This is a genomic window from Novosphingobium profundi, from assembly GCF_018491765.1.
Lineage (GTDB): Bacteria > Pseudomonadota > Alphaproteobacteria > Sphingomonadales > Sphingomonadaceae > Novosphingobium > Novosphingobium profundi.
This window is the reverse complement of the sequence record NZ_JABWCU010000014.1, coordinates 50014-74410: the sequence shown is the minus strand read 5'-3', so window position 1 is coordinate 74410 and position 24397 is coordinate 50014. Positions and strand designations below refer to the sequence as shown.

At 69.5% G+C, this 24397-nt stretch carries 17 protein-coding genes; 7 read left to right on the top strand and 10 right to left on the bottom strand.

What is annotated here, in order from left to right:
• Positions 1–8: 8 nt before the first annotated feature.
• Positions 9–1757, bottom strand: a complete 1749-nt coding sequence (argS, locus tag HT136_RS16875; RefSeq protein ID WP_214200983.1) for an arginine--tRNA ligase — start codon at positions 1755–1757, stop codon at positions 9–11.
• Between the two features lie 333 nt (positions 1758–2090).
• Between argS and HT136_RS16870 the strand changes: the two genes are divergently transcribed.
• Together HT136_RS16870 and HT136_RS16865 are read left to right on the top strand one after the other, a co-directional pair.
• Positions 2091–2987 carry a bestrophin family protein gene (locus HT136_RS16870; protein ID WP_214200982.1) on the top strand — a complete coding sequence of 299 codons (897 nt, stop codon included), beginning with the start codon at positions 2091–2093 and terminating at the stop codon, positions 2985–2987.
• A 26-nt stretch (positions 2988–3013) separates the two neighbouring features.
• Positions 3014–3796, top strand: coding sequence for a 2-keto-4-pentenoate hydratase (locus HT136_RS16865; RefSeq protein WP_214200981.1), 783 nt, complete (start codon positions 3014–3016; stop codon positions 3794–3796).
• 22 nt (positions 3797–3818) lie between these two features.
• On the opposite strand, the gene HT136_RS16860 is transcribed toward HT136_RS16865, so the two are convergent.
• The 5 genes from HT136_RS16860 to HT136_RS16840 all read right to left on the bottom strand — a co-directional run bounded on the left by HT136_RS16860 (position 3819) and on the right by HT136_RS16840 (position 11565).
• Positions 3819–5252 carry an efflux transporter outer membrane subunit gene (locus HT136_RS16860; RefSeq protein WP_214200980.1) on the bottom strand — a complete coding sequence of 478 codons (1434 nt, stop codon included), beginning with the start codon at positions 5250–5252 and terminating at the stop codon, positions 3819–3821.
• 14 nt (positions 5253–5266) lie between these two features.
• Complete coding sequence (locus HT136_RS16855; protein WP_214200979.1) at positions 5267–8464, bottom strand: efflux RND transporter permease subunit; 3198 nt, start codon at positions 8462–8464, stop codon at positions 5267–5269.
• Between the two features lie 111 nt (positions 8465–8575).
• The gene (locus HT136_RS16850) at positions 8576–9898 is read right to left on the bottom strand and encodes an efflux RND transporter periplasmic adaptor subunit (RefSeq protein WP_214200978.1); all 1323 of its coding nucleotides are present in this window, start codon (positions 9896–9898) and stop codon (positions 8576–8578) included.
• Between the two features lie 13 nt (positions 9899–9911).
• Entirely contained in the window at positions 9912–10460 is a 549-nt protein-coding gene (locus HT136_RS16845; RefSeq protein WP_246543808.1) for a hypothetical protein, read from the bottom strand.
• A 490-nt stretch (positions 10461–10950) separates the two neighbouring features.
• On the bottom strand, positions 10951–11565 hold the full coding sequence (locus tag HT136_RS16840; RefSeq protein ID WP_214201056.1) for a TetR/AcrR family transcriptional regulator: 615 nt from the start codon (positions 11563–11565) through the stop codon (positions 10951–10953).
• Between the two features lie 316 nt (positions 11566–11881).
• Between HT136_RS16840 and HT136_RS16835 the strand changes: the two genes are divergently transcribed.
• Positions 11882–14263, top strand: a complete 2382-nt coding sequence (locus tag HT136_RS16835; RefSeq protein WP_214200977.1) for a mechanosensitive ion channel domain-containing protein — start codon at positions 11882–11884, stop codon at positions 14261–14263.
• Positions 14264–14275: 12 nt separating this feature from the next.
• On the opposite strand, the gene HT136_RS16830 is transcribed toward HT136_RS16835, so the two are convergent.
• Entirely contained in the window at positions 14276–15961 is a 1686-nt protein-coding gene (locus HT136_RS16830) for a carboxylesterase/lipase family protein (protein WP_214200976.1), read from the bottom strand.
• A 228-nt stretch (positions 15962–16189) separates the two neighbouring features.
• Between HT136_RS16830 and HT136_RS16825 the strand changes: the two genes are divergently transcribed.
• From HT136_RS16825 to HT136_RS16810, 4 genes are all read left to right on the top strand, one after another.
• Positions 16190–18598: a TonB-dependent receptor gene (locus HT136_RS16825; RefSeq protein ID WP_214200975.1), complete on the top strand. Its 2409-nt coding sequence runs from the start codon at positions 16190–16192 to the stop codon at positions 18596–18598.
• Positions 18599–18644: 46 nt separating this feature from the next.
• A complete protein-coding gene (locus tag HT136_RS16820; RefSeq protein WP_214200974.1) occupies positions 18645–19844 on the top strand; it encodes a methyltransferase domain-containing protein in 1200 nt (399 codons plus the stop codon).
• Positions 19841–20167: a hypothetical protein gene (locus HT136_RS16815; protein WP_214200973.1), complete on the top strand. Its 327-nt coding sequence runs from the start codon at positions 19841–19843 to the stop codon at positions 20165–20167. Before HT136_RS16820 ends, HT136_RS16815 begins: the two co-directional genes overlap by 4 nt.
• A gap of 61 nt (positions 20168–20228) precedes the next feature.
• Positions 20229–21446, top strand: a complete 1218-nt coding sequence (locus tag HT136_RS16810) for an MFS transporter (protein ID WP_214200972.1) — start codon at positions 20229–20231, stop codon at positions 21444–21446.
• A 10-nt stretch (positions 21447–21456) separates the two neighbouring features.
• Here the strand turns inward: HT136_RS16810 and msrB are convergent, their stop codons facing one another.
• The 3 genes from msrB to HT136_RS16795 form a co-directional block, all read right to left on the bottom strand.
• Positions 21457–21939: a peptide-methionine (R)-S-oxide reductase MsrB gene (msrB, locus tag HT136_RS16805; protein ID WP_214201055.1), complete on the bottom strand. Its 483-nt coding sequence runs from the start codon at positions 21937–21939 to the stop codon at positions 21457–21459.
• A gap of 121 nt (positions 21940–22060) precedes the next feature.
• Complete coding sequence (locus HT136_RS16800) at positions 22061–23323, bottom strand: ABC transporter permease (RefSeq protein ID WP_214200971.1); 1263 nt, start codon at positions 23321–23323, stop codon at positions 22061–22063.
• Complete coding sequence (locus HT136_RS16795) at positions 23320–24285, bottom strand: ABC transporter ATP-binding protein (protein ID WP_246543807.1); 966 nt, start codon at positions 24283–24285, stop codon at positions 23320–23322. The genes HT136_RS16800 and HT136_RS16795 overlap by 4 nt, the downstream gene beginning before the upstream one ends.
• Positions 24286–24397 lie beyond the last annotated feature (112 nt).

The following is a 24397-nucleotide window of genomic DNA, read 5'->3' as shown; positions in this document are numbered from 1 at the left end:
GCCATAAGTTACATTTCCTCCACGGCCTCGACACCCAGCAGTGCCAGGCCGTTGCGCACGATCTGCCCCACCTGCACGGCCAGGAACAGCCGCGCCGACGTAAGGTTAACATCCGAGGCGTTAACAATCCGCTTGTCCGGACTATCGTTGCCCAGATTGTAGTACCCGTGGAACGCGGCCGCCAGGTCGTGCAGGTAGAAGGCCAAGCGGTGCGGCTCGCGCGCGGCGGCGGCGGCCTCGATCACGCGCGGGAACTGCGCGAGCAGCTTGGCCAGCTCGAGATCGTCCGCGCCCAGGAGCGCCAGATGCGCGGCCGAGGCGACGGTGTCGAGCTCGGCCTTGGCCTTGCGCAGGATCGACTGGATGCGGGCATGGGCGTACTGGACGTAGAAGACCGGGTTGTCCTTGCTCGTCTCGACCACTTTGGCGAAGTCGAAGTCCATCTGCGCGTCGGGCTTGCGGGTGAGCATGGTGAAGCGCACCACGTCCTTGCCCACTTCCTCGACCATGTCGGCGATGGTGATGAAGTTGCCCGAACGCTTGGACATCTTGACCGGCTCGCCGTCGCGCAGGAGCTGGACCATCTGCACCAGCTTGATCTCGAAGGGCGTCGCCTCGCCCTCGGCGCCGGTCATCGCCTTGACCGCGGCCTTGATGCGCTTGACCGTGCCGGCGTGGTCCGCGCCCCAGATGTCGACGAGCGCGTCGGCGCTCTGGGCCTTCTGGAAGTGGTAGGCGAGGTCGGCGCCGAAGTAGGTCCAGCTGCCGTCCGACTTCTTGATCGGGCGGTCCTGGTCGTCGCCGAACTGGGTCGACTTGAACAGCGGCAGCTCGACCGGCTCCCAGTCTTCGGGGGTCTTGCCCTTGGGCGCCTCGAGCACGCCGTCGTAGACGAGGCCCTTGGAACGCAGCCAGGCCTCGGCCTCGGCGGGCTTGCCGCTCGCCTGCAGTTCGGCTTCGGAGCTGAACAGGTCGTGGTGGATGCCCAGCTGCGCGAGGTCGGCGCGGATCATGTCCATCATCGCGGCAACCGCCTTCACGCGGAACAGCGCCAGCCACTCCGATTCGGGCGCGTCAGCGTATGTATCGCCGAATTCGGCGGCGAGCTTTTCACCCACGGGCTTGAGGTAGTCGCCCGGGTAGAGCCCCTCGGGGATCACCGCTTGCCCAAGGCCCAGCGCCTCGCGGTAGCGGATATGCGCCGAACGCGCGAGGACCTGCACCTGCGCGCCCGCGTCGTTGACGTAGTATTCCTTGATGACCTTGTGTCCGGCGTATTCGAGCAGCGTCGCCAGCGCATCGCCGACGACCGCGCCGCGGCAGTGGCCCATGTGCATCGGGCCGGTCGGGTTGGCCGAGACGTATTCGACGTTGACGGTGGTACCCCCGCCCAGCGTCGAGCGGCCGTAGTCGGTGCCAAGCGCGGCGATGGCGCCCAGTTCATCGAGCCAGGCCTGGGGCGCGAGGCGCAAGTTGATGAAGCCCGGACCGGCGATCTCGGCCGAAGTCACCGCCTCGAGTTTGGACAGTTCGGCGACGAGCGCTTCGGCTAGGTCGCGCGGCTTCATTCCGGCGGGCTTGGCCAGCACCATCGCCGCGTTGGTGGCGAGGTCCCCGTGGCTCGCATCGCGCGGCGGCTCGACCGTGACCGCGCTTCGCTTGAGGCCTGCGGGCAGCGTGCCCGCGGCTTCCAGCGCGTCGAGTGCGGTCGAGAGGTGGCCAGCGAAGGCGGCGTAAAGGGTCTGGATCTCAGTCATGATGGCGCGCGGATAGCCCAAGTTCGGGCAAAGGGGAACCGGCCAAAACGCGCGTGCCTGCGGGGAACGGGCCGGGTGTGGCACCTTCGCACGCTGGGCCGGGGCCGGGGCAGAGAGCGCAGCACTACGACACGCGGCCTGCCACCGATCGCTCCGTGCCGGAAAACACATGGAAAAGGCGCCTCGAGCACGACCATCCGGCGTGCACGGGCCACGCCTTGCCATGTCCCCGTCGGGTCTCGCGCTTGTGCCATTGCCTCGCGCGAGGCTTGGGCGCATAGGCGCGCCATCCATGTGCCAAGCCCCTTTTTTCCTGTCCGAGTCTCCCCTCCCATGATCGTTCGCGAAACGCCCCGCCTGCGCGACGTGCTGACCGCGCTGCGCGGCTCGATCCTGCCGCGCATCGTGCGCCCGCTGGCCCTCATCGTCGCCGTCTCGATCGGCGCGGTGGTGCTGAGCGCGGCCGCCCCCGCCCTGCTCGCCGATCTCGCGCCCATGCCCTTCACCCTCATCGGCATCGCGCTCTCGATCTTCATGAGCTTTCGCAACACGGTGTGCTACAACCGCTGGTGGGAAGGCCGCCAGCTCTGGGGCCGCCTGATCATCGCCACGCGCAGCTTCGCGCGCCAGCTCGCCACGCTCGAGCGCGGCGACGCGGCCCCGCTGCTCGAGACCGTGGCCGGCTTCGTCGCCGGGCTCGGTGCGCGCCTGCGCGAGGAGGACGAGACCCGCGCGATTACCGGGTTGGCCGGGAACGGCCCCTGGGCCACGGCTCCCAATCCCACCGACGCCGCGCTCTCGGCGGTCGGGCAGGCCTGCCGCCAGCTCACCGACGCGGGGGTGATCGATGCGATGCACTACACCGTACTCGAGATCCAGCTTTCGGAAATGGCGAGCGTCCAGGGCGGGTGCGAGCGGATCAAGGCGACGCCCGTCCCCTTCTCCTATTCGCTCCTGCTCCACCGCACCGCCTATGCCTTCTGCCTGCTGCTGCCTTTCGCGCTGGCGACGACGCTGCACTGGTGGACGATCGTCCCCGTGTTCCTCGTCAGCTACGCCTTCTTCGGGCTCGACGCGCTGGGCGACGAGCTGGGCGATCCCTTCGGCACCGACGAGAACGACCTGCCCTTGAGCGCTATGGTGCGCACGATGGAGCGCGAACTGCTCCACGCCGCAGGACACGCCGCGCTGCCCCCCGCGCTCGAACCGCGCGATTTCGTTCTGCACTGACCCGCGCCGAAAGGACCCATTTCGCCATGACTTCCCCCGCCGACGCCGCCCGCGTCTTCGCCGAGCACCGCCGCACCGCGACCGGCTTCGATGCCTTCCCGGGCGCAATGCCCACGACGCTGGAGGCGGCCTACGCGATCCAGCGCGAGGCGATCGACCTGTGGGGTGAGGCGATCGCGGGCTGGAAGGTCGGGCGGATCACCGGCGCGCACGAAGAGGCGCATGGCGAAAATCGCTTCCTCGGGCCGATCTTCGCGCCCGACGTCTGGCCTGCGAAGCCGGGCAAGACGGCCGCCTTCCCCGCCACGCGCGGCGGCTTCGCCGCGCTCGAGGCCGAACTCGTCGCCCGCCTCGCCCCCGCCCCCGCGCGCGAGGGCTGGAGCGCGGCCGATTGCGCCGGGCTCGTCGCGGCCTGGCACATCGGCATCGAGGTCGCGGGCAGCGCGCTCGCGCCGATCAACGACCTGGGGCCGCTCGCCTCGATCGCGGGCTACGGCAACAACCTGGGGCTGATCCTGGGCCCCGAAGTCGCGCTGGCCACGCCCGAGGCGATCGATTCGGTGACCTGCCAAACCGTGATCGGCGAGGGCCGGTTCGGGCCGCGCGCGGCGGGCCAGCTCCCGGGCGGCCCGCTCGAGGCGATCGCCTTTGCGCTCAACAAGCTCGCCGCGCTCGGCCACGACGTCGCGCAAGGGTGCCTGATCTCGACCGGGGCGGTGACCGGGGTCCACGTCGTCGCCGAAGGGCAGGATTGCACCGTGGAATTCACCCCGGGCGGGACGCTCGCCTGTCGCGTCGTCGCCGCCTGAGGCCCTTCGCCTTCACCACCCGCTAGTCGCCCGCCGCCTCCGGCGCCGCGCTCCAGCTTCCGCCGAGTGCGCGGAACAGGTCGACTTGCGCGAAGGCGACGTCGCGCACACCGGTCGCGTAGTCGGCCTCGGCCCCAGCCAGCGTGCGCTGCGCGTCGAGCGCACCGAGCGCGTCGATCTGCCCCCGGCTCTGGCGCGCGAGGCTGACCTTGGCGGCACGCTCGGCCGCGTCGCGCGCCTCGCCAAGCCGCGCGCGGCGCTGCAAGGCCCCGCGATAGGCCGACAGCGCGGTCTCGGTCTCTTCGAGCGCGGTGAGCACCGCGCCGTCAAAGGTGGCGAGGTCCGCCTGGGCGTCGGCGCGCGCGCCGCCGATCCGCGCGCGGATCGCCTCCTGGTTGGGGAAGGCCCAGGAAATCAGCGGTCCCAGCATCCAGCGCAAGGGACCGCCACCCAGCACGTCACTCGCGCCGATCGCGGTGGTGCCGATCGTGCCGCCGAGCGAAATCGTCGGGTAGAGATCGGCGGTGGCGACGCCGATCCGCGCGGTGTCGGCCGCGAGCCGCCGCTCGGCCGCCTTGACGTCGGGCCGGCGCGCCAGCAGCGCGCGCCCGTCGCCCACCGGGATCGCCTGCGCGACGTCGGGCGTGGTGGTACGGGTGCGGACGGCTTGCGGAAGGTCCTGCGGGGTGCGCCCAGTCAGCGTGGCCAGCCGGAACAGCGCCGCGTCACGCTCGGCCTGAAGCGCCGGGATCGCGGCCGCCTGCTGCTCTTTCAGCTGGGTCAGACGGATGACGTCGAGCTTCTCGTTAAGGCCGCGTTCGAAACGCGCCTGGGTGATCCGCTCGGAATTGGTGAGCAAGTCGACGGTGCGCTGCGCCACCGCGATGCGCTCGGCCGCGCTACTGGCATCGACGTAGGCGCGCACGGTATCGGCGACGACGGTCACGCGCACCGTATCGGCGTCCTCCTGTGCCGCGCCCAGATCCGCGCGGCTTGCCTCGATCCCCCGCTTGACGCGCCCGAACAGGTCGAGCTCGTACTGGACCGCAAGCTGCCCGTCGACCGAGCGCGCCTCGCGGTCCATGCCCGGCAGGAGCTGGCTTTCCGAGGCCCGGCGGTAACCGCCTTGCGCGTCGATCGCGCCTTGCGGCAGACGATCGGCGCGACTGCCACGCAGGCTTGCGCGCGCCTTCTCGATCCGCGCCAGCGCCACGCGAATGTCGGTGTTGGCGGCAAGCGCCTCGCGCACGAGATCGTCGAGCACGGGGTCGTCGTAGAGCTTCCACCACTGCGCCACGGGCGCGGCGCTGGTCACCCCGGCGTCCTCAACGCCACTGCCGAGGAAGGGCGCTTGTGCGGAAGGGGGCGCGGCGGGGGCGACGTAGTCGGGCCCCACCGCGCAAGCCGAAAGGCTGGTCGCGGCCAGTAGCGAGGCCAGCGAAAGGCGAAGGTTCATGGCGATAGTTCCTTTCATTCGGCAGGCTGGAGCGCGTGGCTCTCGCGATCGTGGTGGCCGTGGCGGGGCTTGCGCCCGCGCCCGAGCCTTGCGGCAAGCGCGCGGCACACCACGTAGAAGGTCGGCGTGAAGAGGAGGCCGAAGCCGGTCACGCCCACCATGCCGAAGAACACCGCGGTCCCCAGCGCCTGGCGCAGTTCGGCGCCCGCGCCTTCGGCGATCACCAGCGGCACGGCGCCCAGGATGAAGGCGAGGCTGGTCATCAGGATCGGGCGCAGGCGGGTGCGCGCGGCGTAGACCGCGGCCTCCACCGGCGACATCCCACGTTCGTCCTCGGCCTGCTTTGCGAACTCGACCACCAGGATCGCGTTCTTGGCCGCGAGCGCGATCAGCACCACAAGGCCGATTTGCGTCAGGATGTTGTTGTCCATGCCCCTGAGGTTCACGCCCAGCATGGCCGCGAAGAGGCACATCGGCACGATCAGGATGATCGCAAGCGGCAGCGTCAGGCTCTCGTACTGGGCAGCCAGCACGAGGAAGACGAAGAGCACGGCCATGCCGAAGACCACCCCTGCAGTGTTGCCCGCGTGGGTCTGCTGCCAGGCGATGCCGGTCCACTCGGTGGAGTAGCCCGAGGGGAGCGTCTCACCCGCCACCTTCTCCATCGTGGCGAGCGCCTGCCCGGTCGCGTGGCCGGGCGCCACCGAACCGTCGACCTCGATCGCGCGATTGAGGTTGTAGCGCACCACACGGTAGGGGCCGGTCACGTCCTCGAAGGTGGCGACCGAACCGATCGGCACCATGGCTCCCGAAGTCGAGCGGGTCTTGAGGTTGGCAAGGTCCGCCGAAGAGCCGCGGAAGGGCGCATCGGCCTGCGCGGTGACGCGGTAGGTGCGGCCGAGCAAGTTGAAGTCATTGATGAAGGTGGAGCCGAGGTAGGTCTGGAGCGTCTCGAAGACCTTCTCGGGCGCGACGCCCAGGAGGTCCGCCTTGCGCCGGTCGACGTCAGCGTGGACGCGTGGCGAGGCGCGGTTGAACAGGGTGTAGACCTGCTGGAGCGCGGGCTCCTGGTTGGCCTTGGCGATCAGCGCCTGCGTCGCCTTTTCCAGCTCGCCATAGCCCTGGCCACCCTTGTCCTCGACGATCATGCGGTAGCCACCCGGAGGGACGATGCCGCTGATGGTCGGCGGGGGCACGAGGATGATCTGCGCGGCGTCGTAGCCGCCCAGCGCCTTCTGCGCCTGCGCCATGATCCCCTCATACGTCACGCCAAGCTTCTTGCGGTCGGCGAAGCTGTCGAAGGGGAAATAGATCGCCGCCGAATCGGGCGAGGCGGTCTGCGAGGGGCCGTTGAGACCGGCGAACATCACCGCGCCCTTGACGCCCTTCACGGGCAGGATGCGGCGCGCGACTTCCTGCGTCACCGCGTCGGTGCGCGAGAGCGAGGAGCCGGGCGGCAGGAAGATCGCGGCAAGGAAGTAGCCCTGGTCCTGCTGCGGAATGAAGCCGGCAGGCGTTGCCCAGAACAGGCCGACGGTGGCCGCGAGCAGCGCCGCATAGCCCATGAGCATGCGCGCCGGGCGCTTGACCAGCACGTAAGTCAGGTGCGCATAGCCCTGGCTCATCCGCTCGAAGCCGTGGTTGAAGCGGTCACCCGCCTTCTCCAGCACGCGCTTCCAGCGCGGTGCCGTCTCGGGCAGGCGCTCACGGTGCTTGAGGAGCAGCGCGGCGAGCGCGGGCGATAGCGTCAGCGACACGATCAGCGAAAGCACCGTCGCGGTCGCGATGGTCACCGCGAACTGCTTGTAGAACTGGCCCGACATGCCCCCGATGAAAAGCGTGGGCAGGAACACCGCGCAGAGCACCAGCACGATGGCGACCAGAGCCCCCGAAACCTCGTCCATCGACCGGCGCGCCGCCTCGAGCGGGGTCATGCCCTCCTCGATGTAGCGCTCCACGTTCTCGACCACGACGATCGCGTCGTCGACGACGATGCCGATGGCGAGCACGAGGCCGAACAGCGAGAGGTTGTTGAGCGAATAGCCGGTCGCCGCCAGCATGATCGCGGTGCCCACCAGCGACACCGGGATCGCGACGATCGGGATCACCGCCGCGCGCCAGTTCTGGAGGAACACCAGGATGACGAGCACGACCAGCACCACCGCCTCGAACAGCGTGTGGTAGACCGCGTCGATCGACTGGCCGATGAATTCGGTGGGGTTGTAGATGATCGAATATTCGAGGCCCTTGGGGAACGAGGCCTGGAGGCTGTCCATCTCGCCGCGCACCGCCGTGGCGGCCGCGAGCGCGTTCGAACCCGGGCGCTGGAGCACCGCGAGGACGACCGTGGGCTTGCCCGAGAGGTAGGTGTTGAGCGTGTAGTCCTGCGCGCCCAGTTCGACGCGCGCGACGTCGTGCACGCGCACCTGGCCGCCATCGGCGTCCGAACGGATGACGACATTGCCGAACTCTTCGGGGCTGGTCAGGCGCCCCTGCAGTTCGACGCCGACCTGGTAGGCGTTGCCCCGGTCGAACGGCGGCTGTCCGAGCGCGCCGGCCGATACCTGCACGTTCTGCGCGCGCAGAGCCGCGACGATCTCGCCCGCCGTCAGGTCGTGCGCGGCGGCCTTGTTGGGGTCGATCCAGATGCGCATGCCGTAGTCGCGCGCACCGAACATCTGCACGTCGCCCACGCCGTCGATCCGCGCGAGGCGGTCCTTGACCTGGGTCAGCGCGTAGTTCGACAGGTAATCACGGTCATACGTGCCGTCAGGCGACTGGAGGTTCACCACCATCAGGAAGTCGGGCGAGGCCTTCTTGGTAACCACGCCCATCGCGCGCACCGATTCGGGCAGGCGCGGCTCGGCAATCGCCACCCGGTTCTGCACGAGGACCTGCGCGGCATCGATGTCGGTGCCGATCTTGAAGGTGACGGTGATGACGACCTTGCCGTCGCCGGTCGACTGCGAGCTCATGTAGAGCATGTCGTCGACGCCGTTGATCTCCTGCTCGATCGGCGCGGCGACGGTGTCGGCCACGGTCTCGGAGGAGGCGCCGGGGTATTGCGCGCTGACCGTCACGGTCGGCGGCACCACTTCGGGGTACTGGGTGACGGGAAGGCCGAGGTAGGCGATGAGGCCCACCACGGTGATCAACACCGCGATGACGCCTGCAAAGATCGGCCGGTCGATGAAGAACCGGGAAAATCGCATGGGGAATTGGCCCTGTCTGCGCCGCAGCCGGGCACCACGAAGGGTGCGGCCTCGGCCGTTTCGGGAAGAAGTCGGGAGGGACGGCGCGGCCCGCTGGCCGCGCGTCCTGCGTTACCGCGTGAGCGTCGCCTGCGCGGCCTCGGGCTCGCTCGCCGCCTCGGCCGTGGGCGAAGGTGTCGCCCCCAGCTTGGGATCGAGCGTGATCGCGCCGCGCGCGGTCTTGACCTTGGCGCCCGCCATCGCGGCCTGGTAGTTCGAGATCACCACCCGGTCCTGCGGCGAAAGCCCGCTGCGGATGACCCTGAGGCCACCCACCAGAGGGCCGGTCTCGACCGGCTTGGCGACGACGGTGTCGTCCTTGCCCACCGTCAGCACGACCTTGCGCGCCTGGTCGGGATGGACCGCATCGTCGGGCACCAGCAGCGCCTTGACACTGCCCCCTTCGGAAAGCCGCATGTTGCCGAACATGCCCGGCGTCAGGAAACCTTCCGGATTGGCCAGAACCGCGCGCACGCGGATCGTGCCCGAATGCGGATCGATGCCGTTGTCGGTGAAGTCGAGCTTGCCCTGCCAGCGATACTGCGCCTCGTCCTGCAGCCGCACCTGGACTTGCGCGGGATCGCGGTGGGACTCGCGGTCGCGCTGGGTCTTGAGGAACAGCGCCTCGGAGGCATCGAAGGTGAAATAGATCGGGTCGAGAGCGTTGATCGTGGTCAGCAGCGTCGCGTTGGCGTTGTTGTCGCCCGAGACCAGATTGCCGACATCGGCGCGCCGGTCCGAGATGCGCCCCGAGATCGGTGCGCGCACGGTGGCGAACTCGACGTCGAGACGGCGCTGGCTGACGCGTGCCTGCGCCGCCGCGAGCGCGGCACTGGCCGAACGCACGCGGCTGCGCAGCTGGTCGACCTCGCTCGCGGCCATAGCCTCGTCGCCGGTCAGGCCCGCCACGCGGTCGTAGTCGGACTTGGCCAGCGCCAGACCGCTGCGCGCTTGCGCCGCCTCGGCCTCGGCCTCGGCCAGCGCCGCACGGTAGGGCCGCGCATCGATGGTGAAGAGCACCTGGCCCTGACGCACGTAGTCGCCGTCGGCGAAGTGGATCGCGGTGATCGCGCCCGAAACGCGCGGGCGCACCTCGACCGTCTTGCTCGGCGCGAAGCGGCCGACATAGTCGTCCCACTGCGTCACCTCGCGCACCAGCGGATGGGCGGCCTGGACGGTGGCCATGGGCGGCGCCACGGCCTCGGCCGGACCGCCGTGGAAGGCCTTCCAGCCGATCCCGGCCGCGGCGAGCAGGACCACCGCGCCGATCGCGAGCGTGCGCCCGGAAAAGCGGCGCGCAGGCTGGGGATCGTAGACGAGACGGCCTTCGACAGCGCCGTCGGTCCCGGCCGATGCGGGTTCGGCCGGGGTTTCGAAAGTGGGCGAAAAGTTCACGAGGAACTCCTTATCAGAGAGGAGCAAACTGGCGGGCGCTGCGCGCGCGCCCGATGGTGTCGATGACCGCGCCGACCTGGTCTTCGCTGAAGCCGGCGTGAGACGCCTCGCGAAGCGCCGAGACCGGCAGGAGATGGCCCTTGTGCCAGGCCTGGACGGCAAGGCGCCGCAAGGCCTCCAGCCGTTCGTTGGCAAGTTGGCGCGAGGGCGGGGTGGGGCCAAGCACGAGGCGGGCCAGCCAGCCGCGCTTGCGGGGCGTGCGCAGGCTGTCGAGCCCGTCCTCGCGGGCAATCGCGACGACGCGCCGTTCGATGGGGGCAAGGCCCGCCAGCGGATCGGCCAGCGCCACGCGCACCGACGCGGGCGCCGGCACGGAGCGCGGCTCCAGCATCTCGGCCGTGCCCGCGACAAGCCGGCTGATCGGTCCGTAGAGCGGCCCGAGAACCGGCGCGATCTCGCTGCGGGGCGCTTCGCCAGAGGGTGCTGCGCGGTGCAGCTCGGGGGTGGTCGCGGTATCGGGCAGCGCGTGAAGCGTCCCGTCCCGGCAATCGAGAAAGGCCATGTCTATGCTCCCTGAAACAAGGCCCGACGCGCACCCCGGCGGAATGAGGGGGGATAGGGCGCGCGCCGGGGTGCTCCCCGGCGCAAGGGGGCCGGGAAACGGGTGTCAAAAGGCAGCCGCAGGAACCTGTCGGATCACGAAAATCCGGCAGCCTGCCACGGCCGATCTGTTCGGTTCGGGTATGCCCCCTGCCCCGCTCGCGGCGAGGCCGGGTGCGCTTCAGCCGGTCCGCCCCGCGAACGCGGGACGGGGAATCGGCGCTTCCCCTAGGTCTTCGAAGTGTGTCGCATCATTCTATACTGGTCGGTATATATTGCGATGCACCAATCCGTCAAGCAGTTTTTATACTGGCCGGTATATTAGTCTGGGAAAACGCGTTTCAAGGGGCTGAACGCGAAATGAATGAAATTTTTTTAATCCCGCGACGGCCGGGTGCGAAACGTCGCGATTCGAGGGCCCCATTCCGCTCGGCGGCGGGCCCGGGCGTCGCTCAGCGGCCGGGCCACATCGCAAGGAATCCCGCAATCAGCTTCTCGAGATCGGCCCGCTCGGCCCCGGCCTGCGCGCGAATGGCGAGGCCCTGGAGCATCGTGGTGAGGCACTGGGCGAGGACCTTGGGGTCGGTGCCCTCGGGCAGGTCGCCATCGGCCAGCGCCTCCTCGAAGCGCGCGACGAGCGCAGCCTCGGACGATTGGCGCCGCGCGATCACGTGGTCGCGGATCGAGCTGTCCTCGTTGGTGCAGGCTACCAGACTGATGACGCCCAGACACCCCTGGCTTTCGGACGCGCCGCAGTACGTCTCGACTCCGCCCTTGAACAGCCGCTCGGCAACGCCGCGCGCGCTGGGCGCCTCAAGCGCGCTGCGGATATAGGCCAGCTTGTCACGCTCGTAGAGGTCGAGCGCTTTCTTGAAGAGCGCTTCCTTGTTGCCGAAGCAGGCATAGAGGCTGGGCTTGGTAATGCCCATCGCCTCGGTCAGCTCGGCAAGCGAGGCGCCGTCGTAGCCGTGCTTCCAGAATACCTGCAACGCAGCCCCGAGCGCGGCATCGGGATCAAATTCCCGAGGCCGGCCACGCGTCTTCGTACTGGTTGCCGAACATTCCATACCGATCGGTATATAGGGAGCTTTCGCCGCGCGTCCAGTCATACCGCATGCCCTTGCGTGCAAGCGCGGCTGCAGCCGGCACGCACAGCTTGGGCCCGGGCGTCGCCTCCCTACCAACAAAACCACGCCGGAATTCGGGGAAAGAACCGAAGTGCGCCCCTTCTCGGGCGGGCTATGTGTGCGTGCAGGCGTGCTCGCCTCCCTGTCCACGATCCGAGGAGAACCGGTGCCCGCGCCGCGCCCCCATCCCAATCCGCCAGCGCCGCGAATCGAATGCCGGGTCCCGTGCCCTGCGCCTGGGGTCTTGCGCGAACCCGTGCGCGTCCTGCTCCTGCTCGCGCTTGCCACCCTTTGCACGTTGCTCTGCCCCCCCGCCCGCGCCGCACCCGCCGCTTCGCCCCCCGCCAGCCACGCGCCCTCGCTGTTCGAAACCTTCGACGCGCACGCCCGTGCCGCCGAGTCCGCGCTGCGCTCGCGCCCCGATCCCGACGCCGCCGGCAGCGAAGCCTCGCGCCTCCACGACTTGCGCCAGCTGCTCGCCGCCGACCGCGAGAAGGCCATCGCGCTCGCCGCGCGCGGCTCGCTCGAACTGCGCGTGCTCAACGCCCAGATCGACGCCCTCGGCCCGCTTCCGGAAGAGGGCGCGAGCGAACCCAAGAGCGTCGCCGAGCAGCGCGCGCGGCTGGGCGACCAGCTCAGCGCGCAGATGCGCCCCGCGCTCGCGCTCGACGCGGCCGAGGCGCGCGCGGCGGTGCTCGTCAGCGAGCTCGACGCGCGCCAGAAGGCGCTCACCAAGCAACGCCTGTTCACCCACGACGTCTCCGCGCTCGATCCCCGCCAATGGCTGCGCGCGGCGCGCGAACTGGGCGAAGTCATCGCCAACACCGCAGGGCGTTTCCAGGCCTTCACCGCGCAGAAGAAGGACATCGCACTGCTGCGCACCATGGCCCTCGCGCTGCTCGTGGCGCTCGCCACGCCCGCGCTCGGCTTCTTGGGCTGGACGCGACTCGCCCGTCGGATCGAGGCGCGCCGCGAGGGCTCGGACACGATCGCCGGCAAACTGGGCTGGACGCTCCTGCTCGACGGCGCCGCCACGCTGCTCTTCGCGATCGTGCTTCTCGTCGTGCTGATCGCGACGCTGGTGTTCCTGTTGCCGCTGATGCCCCGCGACCTGCTGAAGGGGATCCTGCCCGCGCTGGTCGGCGCAGGCGGGCTGATCGCGGTGGGGCGCTGGCTGGGCCGGGGCGCCGTGCTCTCCCCCTTCGCGCAGCTGCGCCTGATCACCCTGCCCCCGGCCCAGGCCCCGCGCGCCAACCGCATCATGCAGCGCCTGACCACGCTGCTCGCCGCGATCCTCGTGCTCGACGCGCTCGAGGCGAACGACGCTCTTGCCCCCAATCTCTCGCACATCCTTTCGGCGATCCTCGCCTGCTGGGGCGCCTGGCTGCTGTGGCAGCTGGTAAGCGCCTTTCGCGCGGCGCAGGAGGCCGCCCCCGCACAGGACCCCGGTGCGCACGAGGCGATCGACTTCCTTACCCCGATCTCGCGGCTGATGCGCCTCTTCGCGCTCACCTCGTTCGTCGCCGCGCTGATCGGCTACGCGATGCTTGCGCGCTTCCTGTTTTCCTCGACGCTGATCACCCTCGCGCTGGTGGGCATCGCGGTCTACCTCCACCGCTCGATCGCGCTCGTCACCGGGCTGCTGGGCGAGGGACGACTCGCGCCCTATCGCCGCGCGCTGCACTTCATCCCGCTCGCCACCGGCTTCGTGCTGACGGTCCTGGTGCTGCCGGTGATCGCGGTGGTGTGGGGCTTCAGCGGCGCGGAGATCGCCGACGGGGTCCGGCTGCTGCGCAACGGGGTGGAGCTGGGCGAAGTGCGGATCTCGATCGGCGACCTGGTGACGTTCGCGACCGTCTTCGTGCTCGGCCTGTTCCTCACCCGGTGGCTGCAGCGCTTCCTGCGGATCACCGTGCTGCCCGAATTCGCGATGGACGCGGGCGCACAAGCCGCGCTGCTGACGTTCCTGGGCTACCTGGGGATCACGCTCGCCGCGCTCGTCGCCATCGCCACCACCGGGCTCGACCTCTCCAACCTCGCCTTCGTGGCGGGCGCGCTCTCGGTCGGGCTGGGCTTTGGCCTGCAGTCGGTGGTCGAGAACTTCACCAGCGGCATCCTGCTCCTGCTCGAACGCCCGGTCAAAGTGGGCGACTGGATCGAAGTCGGCGGCCATTCGGGCATCGTGCGCAAGATCTCGGTGCGCTCGACCCACATCGAGACGTTCGACCGCCACCAGATCATTGTGCCCAATTCGCAGCTGATCTCGGGCGTGGTGCACAACCGCACCTTCACCGGCGGCCCCTCGCGCATCGAGGTCGCGGTCGGCGTCGCCTACGGCACCGATCTCGAGACGGCGCGCGCGCTGCTGCTGGCGATCGCGCGCGAGGACGAGGGCGTGCTCGCCTTCCCCGAGCCGAGCGTGATCCTCGAGCGCTTCGGCGACAGCGCGATCGACTTGCGCATGTATGCCTTCGTCCATGCCGCGTCCGAGGGCCTGTCCACCTCCAGCCGGCTCAACTTCGCGCTTGCCCGGCGCTTCCAGGAGGAGGGCATCGCGATCCCCTTCCCCCAGCGCGATCTGCACGTGCGCACGGTGCCCGAGGGCTGGCCCCCGGCGCAGCCCGCCACCGCGAGCTGACCCCCGGCCACTTCAGCCGAGCCACAGCGCGTTTGCGCGCACCAGCTCGATCAGCGCGGTGTTCTCCGCCTCCACCTGGCACCTGTCGTCGAACACCATCGTCGCCGCGCCCCCCGCCGCGAGCGCGGGCCAGCGCCCGATCCCGGGGTGCGAGGGATCGCCGTGGCGCGCGAAGGCAATCCACGCGTCCGCAGCCCTGGCGGCCATCGCCCTTGCCCGCGCGCCCGTCCCGGTCGCCTCGGGCACCGCCTCGATGCTGTCGAAGACAAGCGGCAATTCGCTGCAGTGGTAGGCGCCGGGCAGTCCCCCGAAGATCGGCGTCCGCCAGTCGAAGCGGTAGAGGAAGGCCGGGGCTCGGCCCGCGGCGGCCTGGTCACGCGCCTGCTGGAGCGCGTTGAAGCGGTTGAAGCTCGCCGCCGAGATCATCGACTGGAGCGCGACCGGCGTCTCCTGCGGATAGGCCGCGCGGAAGGCCGCGATCAGCGCGTCGGGATCCCGGAAGGCCGGGACGAGATCGGCGCGAAGGTCCGCCCAGCTCCGCTGCGCGGCCTCGAGCGCAAACGTCGTCAAACTGAATTCGTGGCGGGTCGAGCCGACCATGAGCGGAACATCGGCCGAGAGCGCGCGCCCTTCCTCGCTGTAGGGGTCGGTGGGGATCAACGCGCCGTCGCGCACCGGCGCCCAGCCGACGAGATGCCAGATGTCGCGCGGGCGTGCCCTGGCGAACCAGGCGCCTTGCGCTGCGCTCGCGGCGGCCTGGAGCTGCGCGATCGGCACCGCCTGGAGCTTGCGCACCTCCCCCGGCGCGAGGCCGAGCTGGTCGAGCAACCCGCGCGCGAGCGGCTCGGTCATGCTGCGCGCGAAGACCTGGCTTTCGCACCCGCTTTGCGCGATCGCCTTGTGGAACAGCCCGCGTGCGCGCGGCATCGCACACAAAGTCGTGACCTTGAGCCCCCCGCCCGATTGACCGAAGATGGTGACGTTGCCCGGATCGCCGCCGAAGGCCGCGATGTTGCCCTGCACCCATTCGAGCGCCAGCACGAGATCGAGCATGCCCACGTTTCCGGATGCGGCGAAAGCGGGATCCCCGCTCACGGCGCCAAGGTCGAGATAGCCCATCGCATTGAGACGGTGGTTGACCGAGACCACCACCACATCGCCCCGGCGCGCGAGCGCCTCGCCATCGGTCGCGCGCAAGGCGAGGCTCGATCCGGTCGAGAAATTGCCCCCGTGGATCCACACCATGACCGGACGGCGCGCGGCCTCGGTTCCGGGGGTCCAGACGTTGAGGTTGAGGCAGTCCTCGTCCTCGATCGCGGGCGTGGTGGGCATCAGGAAGGCCGCCGGGCTCGTCGAGGGGCGGCGGCTCTCCTGCGGGCAGATCGCGCCCGGCACCAGGCAGAGCCGTTCGCCACTCCAGGGTGCCGGGGCGCGCGGCGGCAGGAAGCGCCCTTCGCCCGAGGTGTCGGCGCCATAGGGAATGCCCTTGAAGGTGGCGATGCCGCGCGCTTCGTAACCGCGCACGCGCCCCGCCGTGGTCTCGACGACGAGGCCAGGCGGGGTCGAGACCGCCGAGGGCGCGAGCGCGGCCGAAGATCCACCGGGCGTGACCGCATGGCCGGTGGAGGCCCGCGTTGCGGCGACGGGGCCGGTGGAAAGGGCGAGGCCTGCGGTCAGGGTGTCGCGGCGGCTGGGCATGGGCGCTCTCCTGGCCCGGCGGGGTGACAAGCGTGGGGCCCTGGCCGGATGTGAGCCCGCGTGGCCCTCCCGGTCACCGCCCGGCACGCGCGCTGTTCACTCCTTGAACAGGTGTCCAAACGCCATTTCCGGCTTTGCCCCCAATCCCCCTACCCAAACGCCATCCGACGAACCGGCACGGGTTTTCGGGCGGGAGAGATACCAGCAACAAAATCGGGGGAAATGGTCATGGTCCGTTCGAAACGCACGCGTAAAACACCGCAGCTTGCCGGCACGATTTCTTTTGTCGTCCTTTCCAGCCTCGCCTCTCCGGCGCTCGCCCAGTCGCGTTCTTCGGACGCCGTCGCCACGGGTGGTGCCCCGTCGGGCGACATCATCGTCACCGCGCGCCGCTCCGAGGAACGCATCCAGGACGTGCCGCTGACGCTGAGCGCGCTGTCCTCCGAGGCCATGGCCGAAAAGGGCGTCACCGACCTGCAGGACATCGCCAATGCCACGCCGGGCCTGCGCTTCACCGACTTCCTCTCCAAGTTCAACGGCAACGCGGTGATCCGCGGCCTCTCGCAGACCAACGTGCAATCGGCGGTGGGCAACACCGGCGTGTTCATCGACGGGATCTACCTCCAGCGCGGCTACATGGTCGACAGCCAGCTCGCCGACATGCAGCGCATCGAGATCGTGAAGGGGCCGCAGAGCGCGCTCTATGGTCAGAACACCTTCTCGGGTGCGATCAACTACGTGCTCAACCAGCCGAGCGACGAACTCAAGGTCGATGGCTACGCCTCGCTCGGCAACGCGGGCTATTCGGACTTGCGCGCCGGGATCGGCGGCCCGATCATCCCGGGCATCCTGGCGGGGCGCATCTACTACGCCCGCTCGCAATACGAAGGCACCTGGAAGAACAACTTCCCCGGCGCGGATTCGGCCGGCCTGGGCCACTTCGGCGGCTACCACCGCCAGAATTTCTCGGGCTCGCTCAAGCTGACGCCGACCCAGGGCATGTCGATCACCGGCACCTACTACCGCCTGACCCGCCGCGAGAAGATCCGCGCCTTCTACACGATCGACGGCAACCTTCTCGAGGACCAGCTCAACTGCGGCAACAAGGGCACCAACGGCAGCTACTACCTGTGGTGCGGCAACCTGCCCGCGAGCCCCGACGGCAAGCGTTCGGGCCTCAACGCCGACAACTACCCCGAGGGCCTGTTCACCGTGCCCCAGCCGGGCATGCGCGCGAAGACCGAGATGATCCACGTCGCGGGCGAATACGCCTTCGCCCCGGCCTGGACCTTCAACTACGACTACGGCCACGTCGAAGGCGAGGGCATCGAGCAGTCGAGCTTCGCCAGCAATTCCTGGTACCTCGACGCCAGCTCCTACCGCGTCGCGGGCACCACCCCTTCCTTCTCGCTCCAGCGCGAGGCGGGCACGCTGACTTACGACAGCCACGATGCGCGCCTGACCTTCGACGACGGCGGGGCGCTCAGCTTCGACTTTGGCTACTTCCACTCCTTCGCCGACGACAGCTTCCTGTTCGGCCTGACGCTCGGCCAGCAAGCGGGCGTGCCGATCACCAGCGACAACTGGGACCCCAGTTCGGCGGGCGATGCGATCCTGTTCAACAACCGCACCACCCAGTACCGCACCGATTCGGGCTACGGGCGCGTCGCCTACAAGCTCTTCGACGAGCGCGTGACGCTGGGCGCCGAGGCCCGCTACACCCACACCCATTTGCGCACCGTCGACAACCAGACCCCCGACCTCGCCCCGCTGACCGCCAGTTACGACAACCTCACCCCGCGCTTCTCGCTGCGCTATGAACCCAGCCCCGATTTCATGGTCTACGCCTCGGCCGCCAAGGGCGTGAAGGCGGGCGGGTTCAACGGCTACGTTACCGGCTCGATCACACTGACCCAGGACGAGCGCTCCTATGGCGAGGAGGAGAACTGGACGTACGAGGTGGGCACCAAGGGATCGGCGCTGAACAACCGCCTGTTCTACACGCTGGCGGCTTTCTACATCGACTGGTCGAAGCGCCAGATCGGCGCGCCGCCCTCGGGCTACGTGCCGCCCACCGATACCAATTCGGGCGGCGGCGCGGTGCCGGGCATCTACGTCAGCGGGGGCGCGGCGGAAAGCTATGGGCTCGAATTTTCGGGCAACTACCAGCTCGCCGATGCGCTCTCGCTCAACGCCACGTTCGCCTGGCAGCACGCCACCGCCAAGGAAGGCGCGGTCGCACCAACCGCCAGCTCGACCTGCGACGACGTGGTGTGCAACAGCAACGGCGATGTCTCGGGCAACTACCTCGGCAACGTCCCCCAGTTCCAGGGCACTTTCGGCTTCGAGTACAAGACCCCGGTAACCGACACGCTCGAGTTCTTCCTGGCCGCCGACGAGATCTACCGCGGCAAGATGTACACCGACGAGACCAACACCGCCTCGATCGCACCCTATGCCCTTACCAATGGGCGGGTGGGTGTGCGCGCCGAGACCTGGAAGGCGTTCTTCTGGGTCAAGAACCTGCTCGACAAGTCCTATGTCGAGGCCTCCTTCGTGGTGCCCTCGATCTACCAGTACAACGTCAATCTTGGCGAGCAGCGCACCTTCGGCGTGACCGCCACGTTCAACTACTGATCCTGCCCGCCTCACCCCGTCCCACACCACAAGGGAGCTTCGTGACGTGACATTCCTCACCCGCCTCGACGACGGATCGCTCAAGCAAGGCCATGCCCCCAGCTTCGCGCTCTCGCAGCGCGGACGTGCCGGGCTCGAGATCCTCGGCGCGATCCAGACCTTTTCCTCGGGCACGCTGCGCCCGGTCGCCGCCGCCACCTTCGCCACCAGCCCGCAGGGCGAGGCTCTCAGCGCCGACCACGCGGCCGAGCACCCCGCGCTGTCCCAGCGCGAGCGCATCGCCAAGGCGCGCACCGTGTGCGAGGACGATCCGGTCTACCGCCTCGAACGCTTCTTCCAGCGCTACGTCGCCGAGGAGAACTTCAACCGCGGCATTCCCGCGATCGAGGAACGGCGCGCGCAGTTCCTCGCCTACGACGCGGCGATGGAGAACGCGGCGGGCGAAGCGGGGGACGCAGGCGCCGAAACCGGTTCGCTCACGCTCGACGAAGGGCTTGAAATTCCGCGGTACTACGCCCGGGTCGAATGGCACCTCGAGCCCGGCGGGTGGGATGGCTACGACCTTTACGGCGCGCTCTTCGCCTTCGGTGTGGGCCCTTACGTCTTCAGCAAGGGCGGCTACGCGGCGGTCGGCATCGGCGACGACATCGTCAACCAGCGCGTGAAGACCATCGCCCAGTTCCCCAAGGACAGCTACGCGCGCATCTACGAACCGGGTTGCGGCGGCGTCTCGACGCTGAAAGCCGTTCATGGACGCTTCCCCGAGGCCGAGCTTACCGGCGCCGACCTCTCGCCGCTGCTGCTCGAAAACGGCGCGCGCATGGCCCGACGCTTCGGCTTTCCCGTGCACCTCAAGCAGGCCGACTGCGCCAAGGCCAGCGGCGAGGCCGACGCAAGCTACGACGGCGTGATTACCTACGCGCTTCATCACGAGCTGCCGCCCAAGGCCAACCGTGCGCTCCTCGCCGAAATGTTCCGCATCCTGAAGCCGGGCGCGGACATCGTCCTGGCCGATCCCCCGCCTTTCCGCGCGGTCTCGATGTTCCATGCGGTGATCCTCGACTGGGACACCCACCACCGCGAGGAGCCCTTCTTCTCGGCCGTGCTGCACGAGAGCCTCGAGGCGATGCTCGCCGAGGCGGGCTTCACCCAGATCGAGTCCTATCCGCTCGGGCAAGACCAGTACCCCTGGATCACCCGCGCCCGCAAACCCGACACCCCTTCGCACCAGGAAGCCACCCGATGAGCACCCCCGCGACCGACTACCTGCCCCCCGAGAGCACGACCGACGTCGCGCGCATGGTCATGGCGCTGATGAGCGAAGTGTGGATCGCGCGCGACCGCCAGATCGTGACCGAATACCTGCTCGAGACGAAAGGCTCGGTCACCCGCGCCGAACTCGACGACTTCGTGCCCACCGGCGAGCTGGCCGAGGCGATCGCCGCCGAGCGCCAGCGCTTCGCCAACCTCGTCGCGGGTGCACCACTGGCCGCGCGCCAGCGCAGCGTCGCGCAGATCCTCGAGCGCGCGGGCATGGCGCGGCCGGGAACCTCCACGAGCGGGAGCTGATCCTTCCGCATCGCAGCAAAAGGTTTGCAGGAGCGCGTCGGCGCCCCCATAACCCGCCGCGATGACTCACGAGAAGATTACTCCGGGCACGCCGGCCTACCGCGCCCTGTGCCTGGCCATGCTGTTCGCCGGCCTGTCCACCTTCGCGCTGCTCTACTGCACCCAGCCGCTGTTGCCGCATTTCAGCGAGGCCTATGGCCTGAGCGCCGAACAGGCGAGCCTCGCGGTTTCGCTGGCGACCGGGCCGATGGCCTTCGTGCTCCTGGTGGCGGGCATGGTTTCGGACCGCCTGGGGCGCCGCCCGCTGATGATCGCCTCGCTGCTGCTCGCCGCCGCGCTGACCGTGCTGCTGGGGTTCCTGCCCGACTGGCCGAGCCTGCTGGCCGCACGCTTTTTGTGCGGGCTTGCCCTTGCCGGAGTGCCCGCCGTGGCGATGGCCTACATCAGCGAGGAAGTGGAGGACAAGGCGGTCGGGCGCGCGATGGGGCTCTACATCGGCGGCTCTGCCGTGGGGGGCATGAGCGGGCGCCTGCTGGTCAGCTTCCTCACCGAGTGGCTGGGCTGGCGCGACGCGCTGACCGCGGTGGGCATCGCCGGGCTCGTCATCGCGGTGGTGTTCTGGCGCATCCTGCCGCATTCGCGCCAGTTCGTCGCCCAGCGCCATTCGCTGGCGAGCTACGGCGCGGGGTTCTGGCGCCTGTTCGGCGACAAGGCGCTGCCCTGGCTGTTTCTCGAGGCCTTCCTGATCATGGGCGCCTTCATCAGCATCTACAACTACGCGGGCTATCGCCTGCTGGCGGCCCCTTATGCGCTCTCGGAAGGCGAAGTGGGCCTGATCTTCCTGCTCTACCTGCTCGGCTCGGTAAGTTCGGCGGTGGCGGGCAATCTCTCGGGCACCTTCGGACCCCGCAAGGCGCTATGGTGGCCGCTCGTACTCTTCGTCGCCGGGATCGTGCTGACCGGCGCGCACTCGCTGGTGCTGATCATCGCAGGGATCGCGGTGGTGACGGTCGCCTTCTTCGCCGCCCACGCGATCGCTTCGTCCTGGGTCGGCCGGCGCGCCCGCACCGACCGCGCGCAAGGGACCGCGTGCTACCTCTTCGCCTACTACATGGGCTCGAGCGTGCTCGGTTCGGCGGGTGGCTTTGCCTGGACTCACGCGGGCTGGAACGGGGTCGTGCTGTTCGCCTGCGCGCTCATCGCGCTCGCGCTGCTCGCCGCGCTGCGCCTCTATTTCGTCCAGCCGCTGCCCGTCGAGGTGACCGCCGCGAAGCCCTGACGGGGAAAGCTCAGGCGGGCACGAACTTCATCGCCGCCCCGTTCATGCAATAGCGCTTGCCGGTCGGGCGTGGTCCGTCGTCGAAGACGTGGCCCAGATGGCCACCGCAGCGCGCGCAGTGCACTTCGGTGCGCGGGACGCCGATCGCGTAGTCGGTGGAGGTCCCGACCGCGCCCGCAAGCGGCTTCCAGAAGCTCGGCCAGCCGGTATGGCTGTCGAACTTGGTGGTCGAGGAAAACAGCGGGTGGTCGTCGGCCGCGCAGACGAAGGTGCCCTTGCGCTTCTCCTTGTCGAGCGGCGAGCTGCCCGCCCGCTCGGTGCCGGCCTTGCGCAGGATTCGGAACTGCTCGGGCGTCAGGCGGCGCTTCCATTCGGCCTCGCTGTACTGGACCGGATAGCTCTTCGCCTCGGCTTGCTGCGCCCCGCCGCAGGCCGCCAGCGCCCCCGCCGCGACGCCCGAGCCCAGCAGCACCAGCACCGCGCGCCGGTCCATCCCGCGCCCGCCTCGCGCGTGGGGCCCCGGATCAAGGGGGAGCATTGTCGTCTCGTTGGTGTTCATCGCCTGTCTCCCGCGCCGCGCGTCCGCCATCGACGCGCGAATCACGGGGGGCAGTCTACACTTGTGCGGCTGCCTTGCGCCTGAACAAGGAGCGCCGCCCCGTCTTCACCCGCGCCGGGCCCGACTGCATCACCCGCTTGCGAAACAGCCCCGAGCCCAGCCGCACCAGCAGCAGCACCCAGGCGCCCTGCGCGAGAATCGCGGCGAGGTGGGGGAGCAGCGCGGGATCCTGCGCCGCGCGCGCCAGCATCGCGAATGGCGCGCTGAAGGGGAAGATCAATGCGAAGATCTCGACCACGCTGCCCGGCTGGGTCATCGCGTAGCTGGCGAGGAAGAACACCAGGAGCTGCACCATGGTCACCGGCATCGAGAGCGTCTGCACCTCGCGCACGGTCGTCGCCAGCGAGCCCACCGCGAGGAACACCGAGCCCAGCAGGAGATAGGCGCTCGCGAAATAGATGACGCCGAGCACGAAGAGCATCGGCCAGCCGACCGCGGGCGTGGTCAGCTCGGGCAGCGCCGAGCCGCCCGCGAGGAGCACCCCGCCGACGACCGCGCCCCAGGTCGCGATGCCCACCAGCGAGACACCGAGCATGGCGAAGAGCTTGCCCAGGAACACCGCCTCCATGGGAATCGCGGCGGCCAGCACCTCGATGATCTTGTTGCCTTTTTCCTCGACGAGGTTGGAGAGGACCATGCCCGCCAGCATCATCGTGAGGAGGAACAGCAGCGTTTGCGCGCCCTGCGCCGTGGTCAGGCGCCCGCGACGCTCGCTCGCGCTGCTCGAGGTCGTCGTGGCAAGGCGAACCTCGGGCCAGGCCGCGGGTTCGCCCGCACGCGCCTGAGCCGCCACCATCGCGACCATGCCCCGCCAGTCCTCGATCCGGGCGCGTGGCCCGGTGAGCTGGGGCGCGTCGATCGGTCCGGAAAGGATCGCGGCGATGTTGGCGGCCCGCCCCTCGAGTGCCTTGCGTGGATCGCTGCGTTCATCCGGCGCCAGCTCGCGCACGAGCACCATGCGCGGCACGCTCTCGCCCAGCCGCGCGGCCAGCGCGTCGCGCGCAGCGAGCATGGACTTCGCCTCGTCGGCGGGCATGACGAGCCCGATCTCGGGGCTGTCGGCGGTCTGCTGCACCCGCTGCCCGACCGATCCGGCGAGAATGCCGACCAGGACCGGGAACAGCGGGCCCAGCAGGAAGAAGAAGAAGGCGCGGCTGAACAGGATCGCCACGAAGTCGCGGCGGGCGATGACCCAGGCCGCCGCCAGCGTGGAGAGGCGCCCGTGATGCAGGCCGGGCGGGTTCGTCGATGCGCTCATGCGCCGTCCTCCACGGGTGTGGTCGCGCCCATCGCGCGCGCGGCCGCCTCGCCGGCGATCGCGACGAAGGCGTCGTGCAGCCCGGCCCGCTCGATCGAGAGCGAGAGGATGCCCGCCTCACCTTCGATCAGCGCGCGCAGCAAGGGTTCGACGCCGCTTTCGGGCAGCGGGAAATTCCAGAATCGCCCCTCGCGCCGCACGTCGGCGGGAAGCGCCGCGCGCCAGGGTCCGGTCTCGGCGCGGGTCTCGAGGCGGACTTGCGCGGGGATGCGGTCGCGCGCGAGGTCGACCGGGCCGGCGAAGGGCACTTTGCCTCCGGCGATGATCGCCACTTCGTCGCACAGGCGCTCGGCGTGGGCGATGACGTGGGTGGAGAAGATCACGGTGGTCCCGGCAGCGGCAAGATCGCGCATCATCGCCTCGAGCCGCCCCTGGTTGAGCGCGTCGAGCCCCGAGAAGGGTTCGTCGAACACGACCAGGCGCGGCGCGTGGACGAGCGTGCCCAGGATCTGCACCTGCTGCGCCATGCCCTTGGAAAGCTGGCGGATCTGCCGGTCGGCGGCATGGCCCAGGCCATGCCGCTCGAGCAGCTCGCGCCCGCGCCGGCGCCCCTCGCGCAAGGGAAGCCCGCGCAGCGCGCCCAGAAACGCGATCGCCTCGGTAGCCTTCATCGCGGGGTAGAGGCCGCGCTCCTCGGGCAGGTAGCCGATCGCGTGGGCCAGTTCCTGCGGCCGCTCGCAGCCCAGGACCCGGCGCAGCCCCGCGTCGGGATCGATGATGCCCAGCAGCATGCGCAAGGTCGTCGTCTTGCCCGCGCCATTGGGGCCCAGAATCCCGTAGACGGAGCCTTCGGGCACCGAGAGGTCGACCCCGTCGACCGCGAGCGTGCCCTCGAAGCGCTTGACGAGGCCGCGCGCCTCGATGGCGAGCGGGCGGGAGACGTGGACGGCAGGATCGGGCATCGGACGCTCCCCGGAGGCTTGCGGCGCTGCGGCATTGCCCGCACCGGGCCAATCTCCTACTGCACAATCCATCGCGACCCCATCCTTCTTGTGCATCTGCCGTGACCCTGCG

Coding starts and splice junctions, on each gene's coding strand:
- HT136_RS16815 (WP_214200973.1), top strand. CDS start 19,841: ATGAGCACCCCCGCGACCGACTACCTGCCCCCCGAGAGCACGACCGAC.
- HT136_RS16855 (WP_214200979.1), bottom strand. CDS start 8,464: ATGCGATTTTCCCGGTTCTTCATCGACCGGCCGATCTTTGCAGGCGTC.
- HT136_RS16870 (WP_214200982.1), top strand. CDS start 2,091: ATGATCGTTCGCGAAACGCCCCGCCTGCGCGACGTGCTGACCGCGCTG.
- HT136_RS16795 (WP_246543807.1), bottom strand. CDS start 24,285: ATGCCCGATCCTGCCGTCCACGTCTCCCGCCCGCTCGCCATCGAGGCG.
- msrB (WP_214201055.1), bottom strand. CDS start 21,939: ATGGACCGGCGCGCGGTGCTGGTGCTGCTGGGCTCGGGCGTCGCGGCG.
- HT136_RS16810 (WP_214200972.1), top strand. CDS start 20,229: ATGACTCACGAGAAGATTACTCCGGGCACGCCGGCCTACCGCGCCCTG.
- HT136_RS16825 (WP_214200975.1), top strand. CDS start 16,190: ATGGTCCGTTCGAAACGCACGCGTAAAACACCGCAGCTTGCCGGCACG.
- HT136_RS16830 (WP_214200976.1), bottom strand. CDS start 15,961: ATGCCCAGCCGCCGCGACACCCTGACCGCAGGCCTCGCCCTTTCCACC.
- HT136_RS16800 (WP_214200971.1), bottom strand. CDS start 23,323: ATGAGCGCATCGACGAACCCGCCCGGCCTGCATCACGGGCGCCTCTCC.
- HT136_RS16865 (WP_214200981.1), top strand. CDS start 3,014: ATGACTTCCCCCGCCGACGCCGCCCGCGTCTTCGCCGAGCACCGCCGC.
- HT136_RS16840 (WP_214201056.1), bottom strand. CDS start 11,565: ATGGAATGTTCGGCAACCAGTACGAAGACGCGTGGCCGGCCTCGGGAA.
- argS (WP_214200983.1), bottom strand. CDS start 1,757: ATGACTGAGATCCAGACCCTTTACGCCGCCTTCGCTGGCCACCTCTCG.
- HT136_RS16845 (WP_246543808.1), bottom strand. CDS start 10,460: ATGGCCTTTCTCGATTGCCGGGACGGGACGCTTCACGCGCTGCCCGAT.
- HT136_RS16860 (WP_214200980.1), bottom strand. CDS start 5,252: ATGAACCTTCGCCTTTCGCTGGCCTCGCTACTGGCCGCGACCAGCCTT.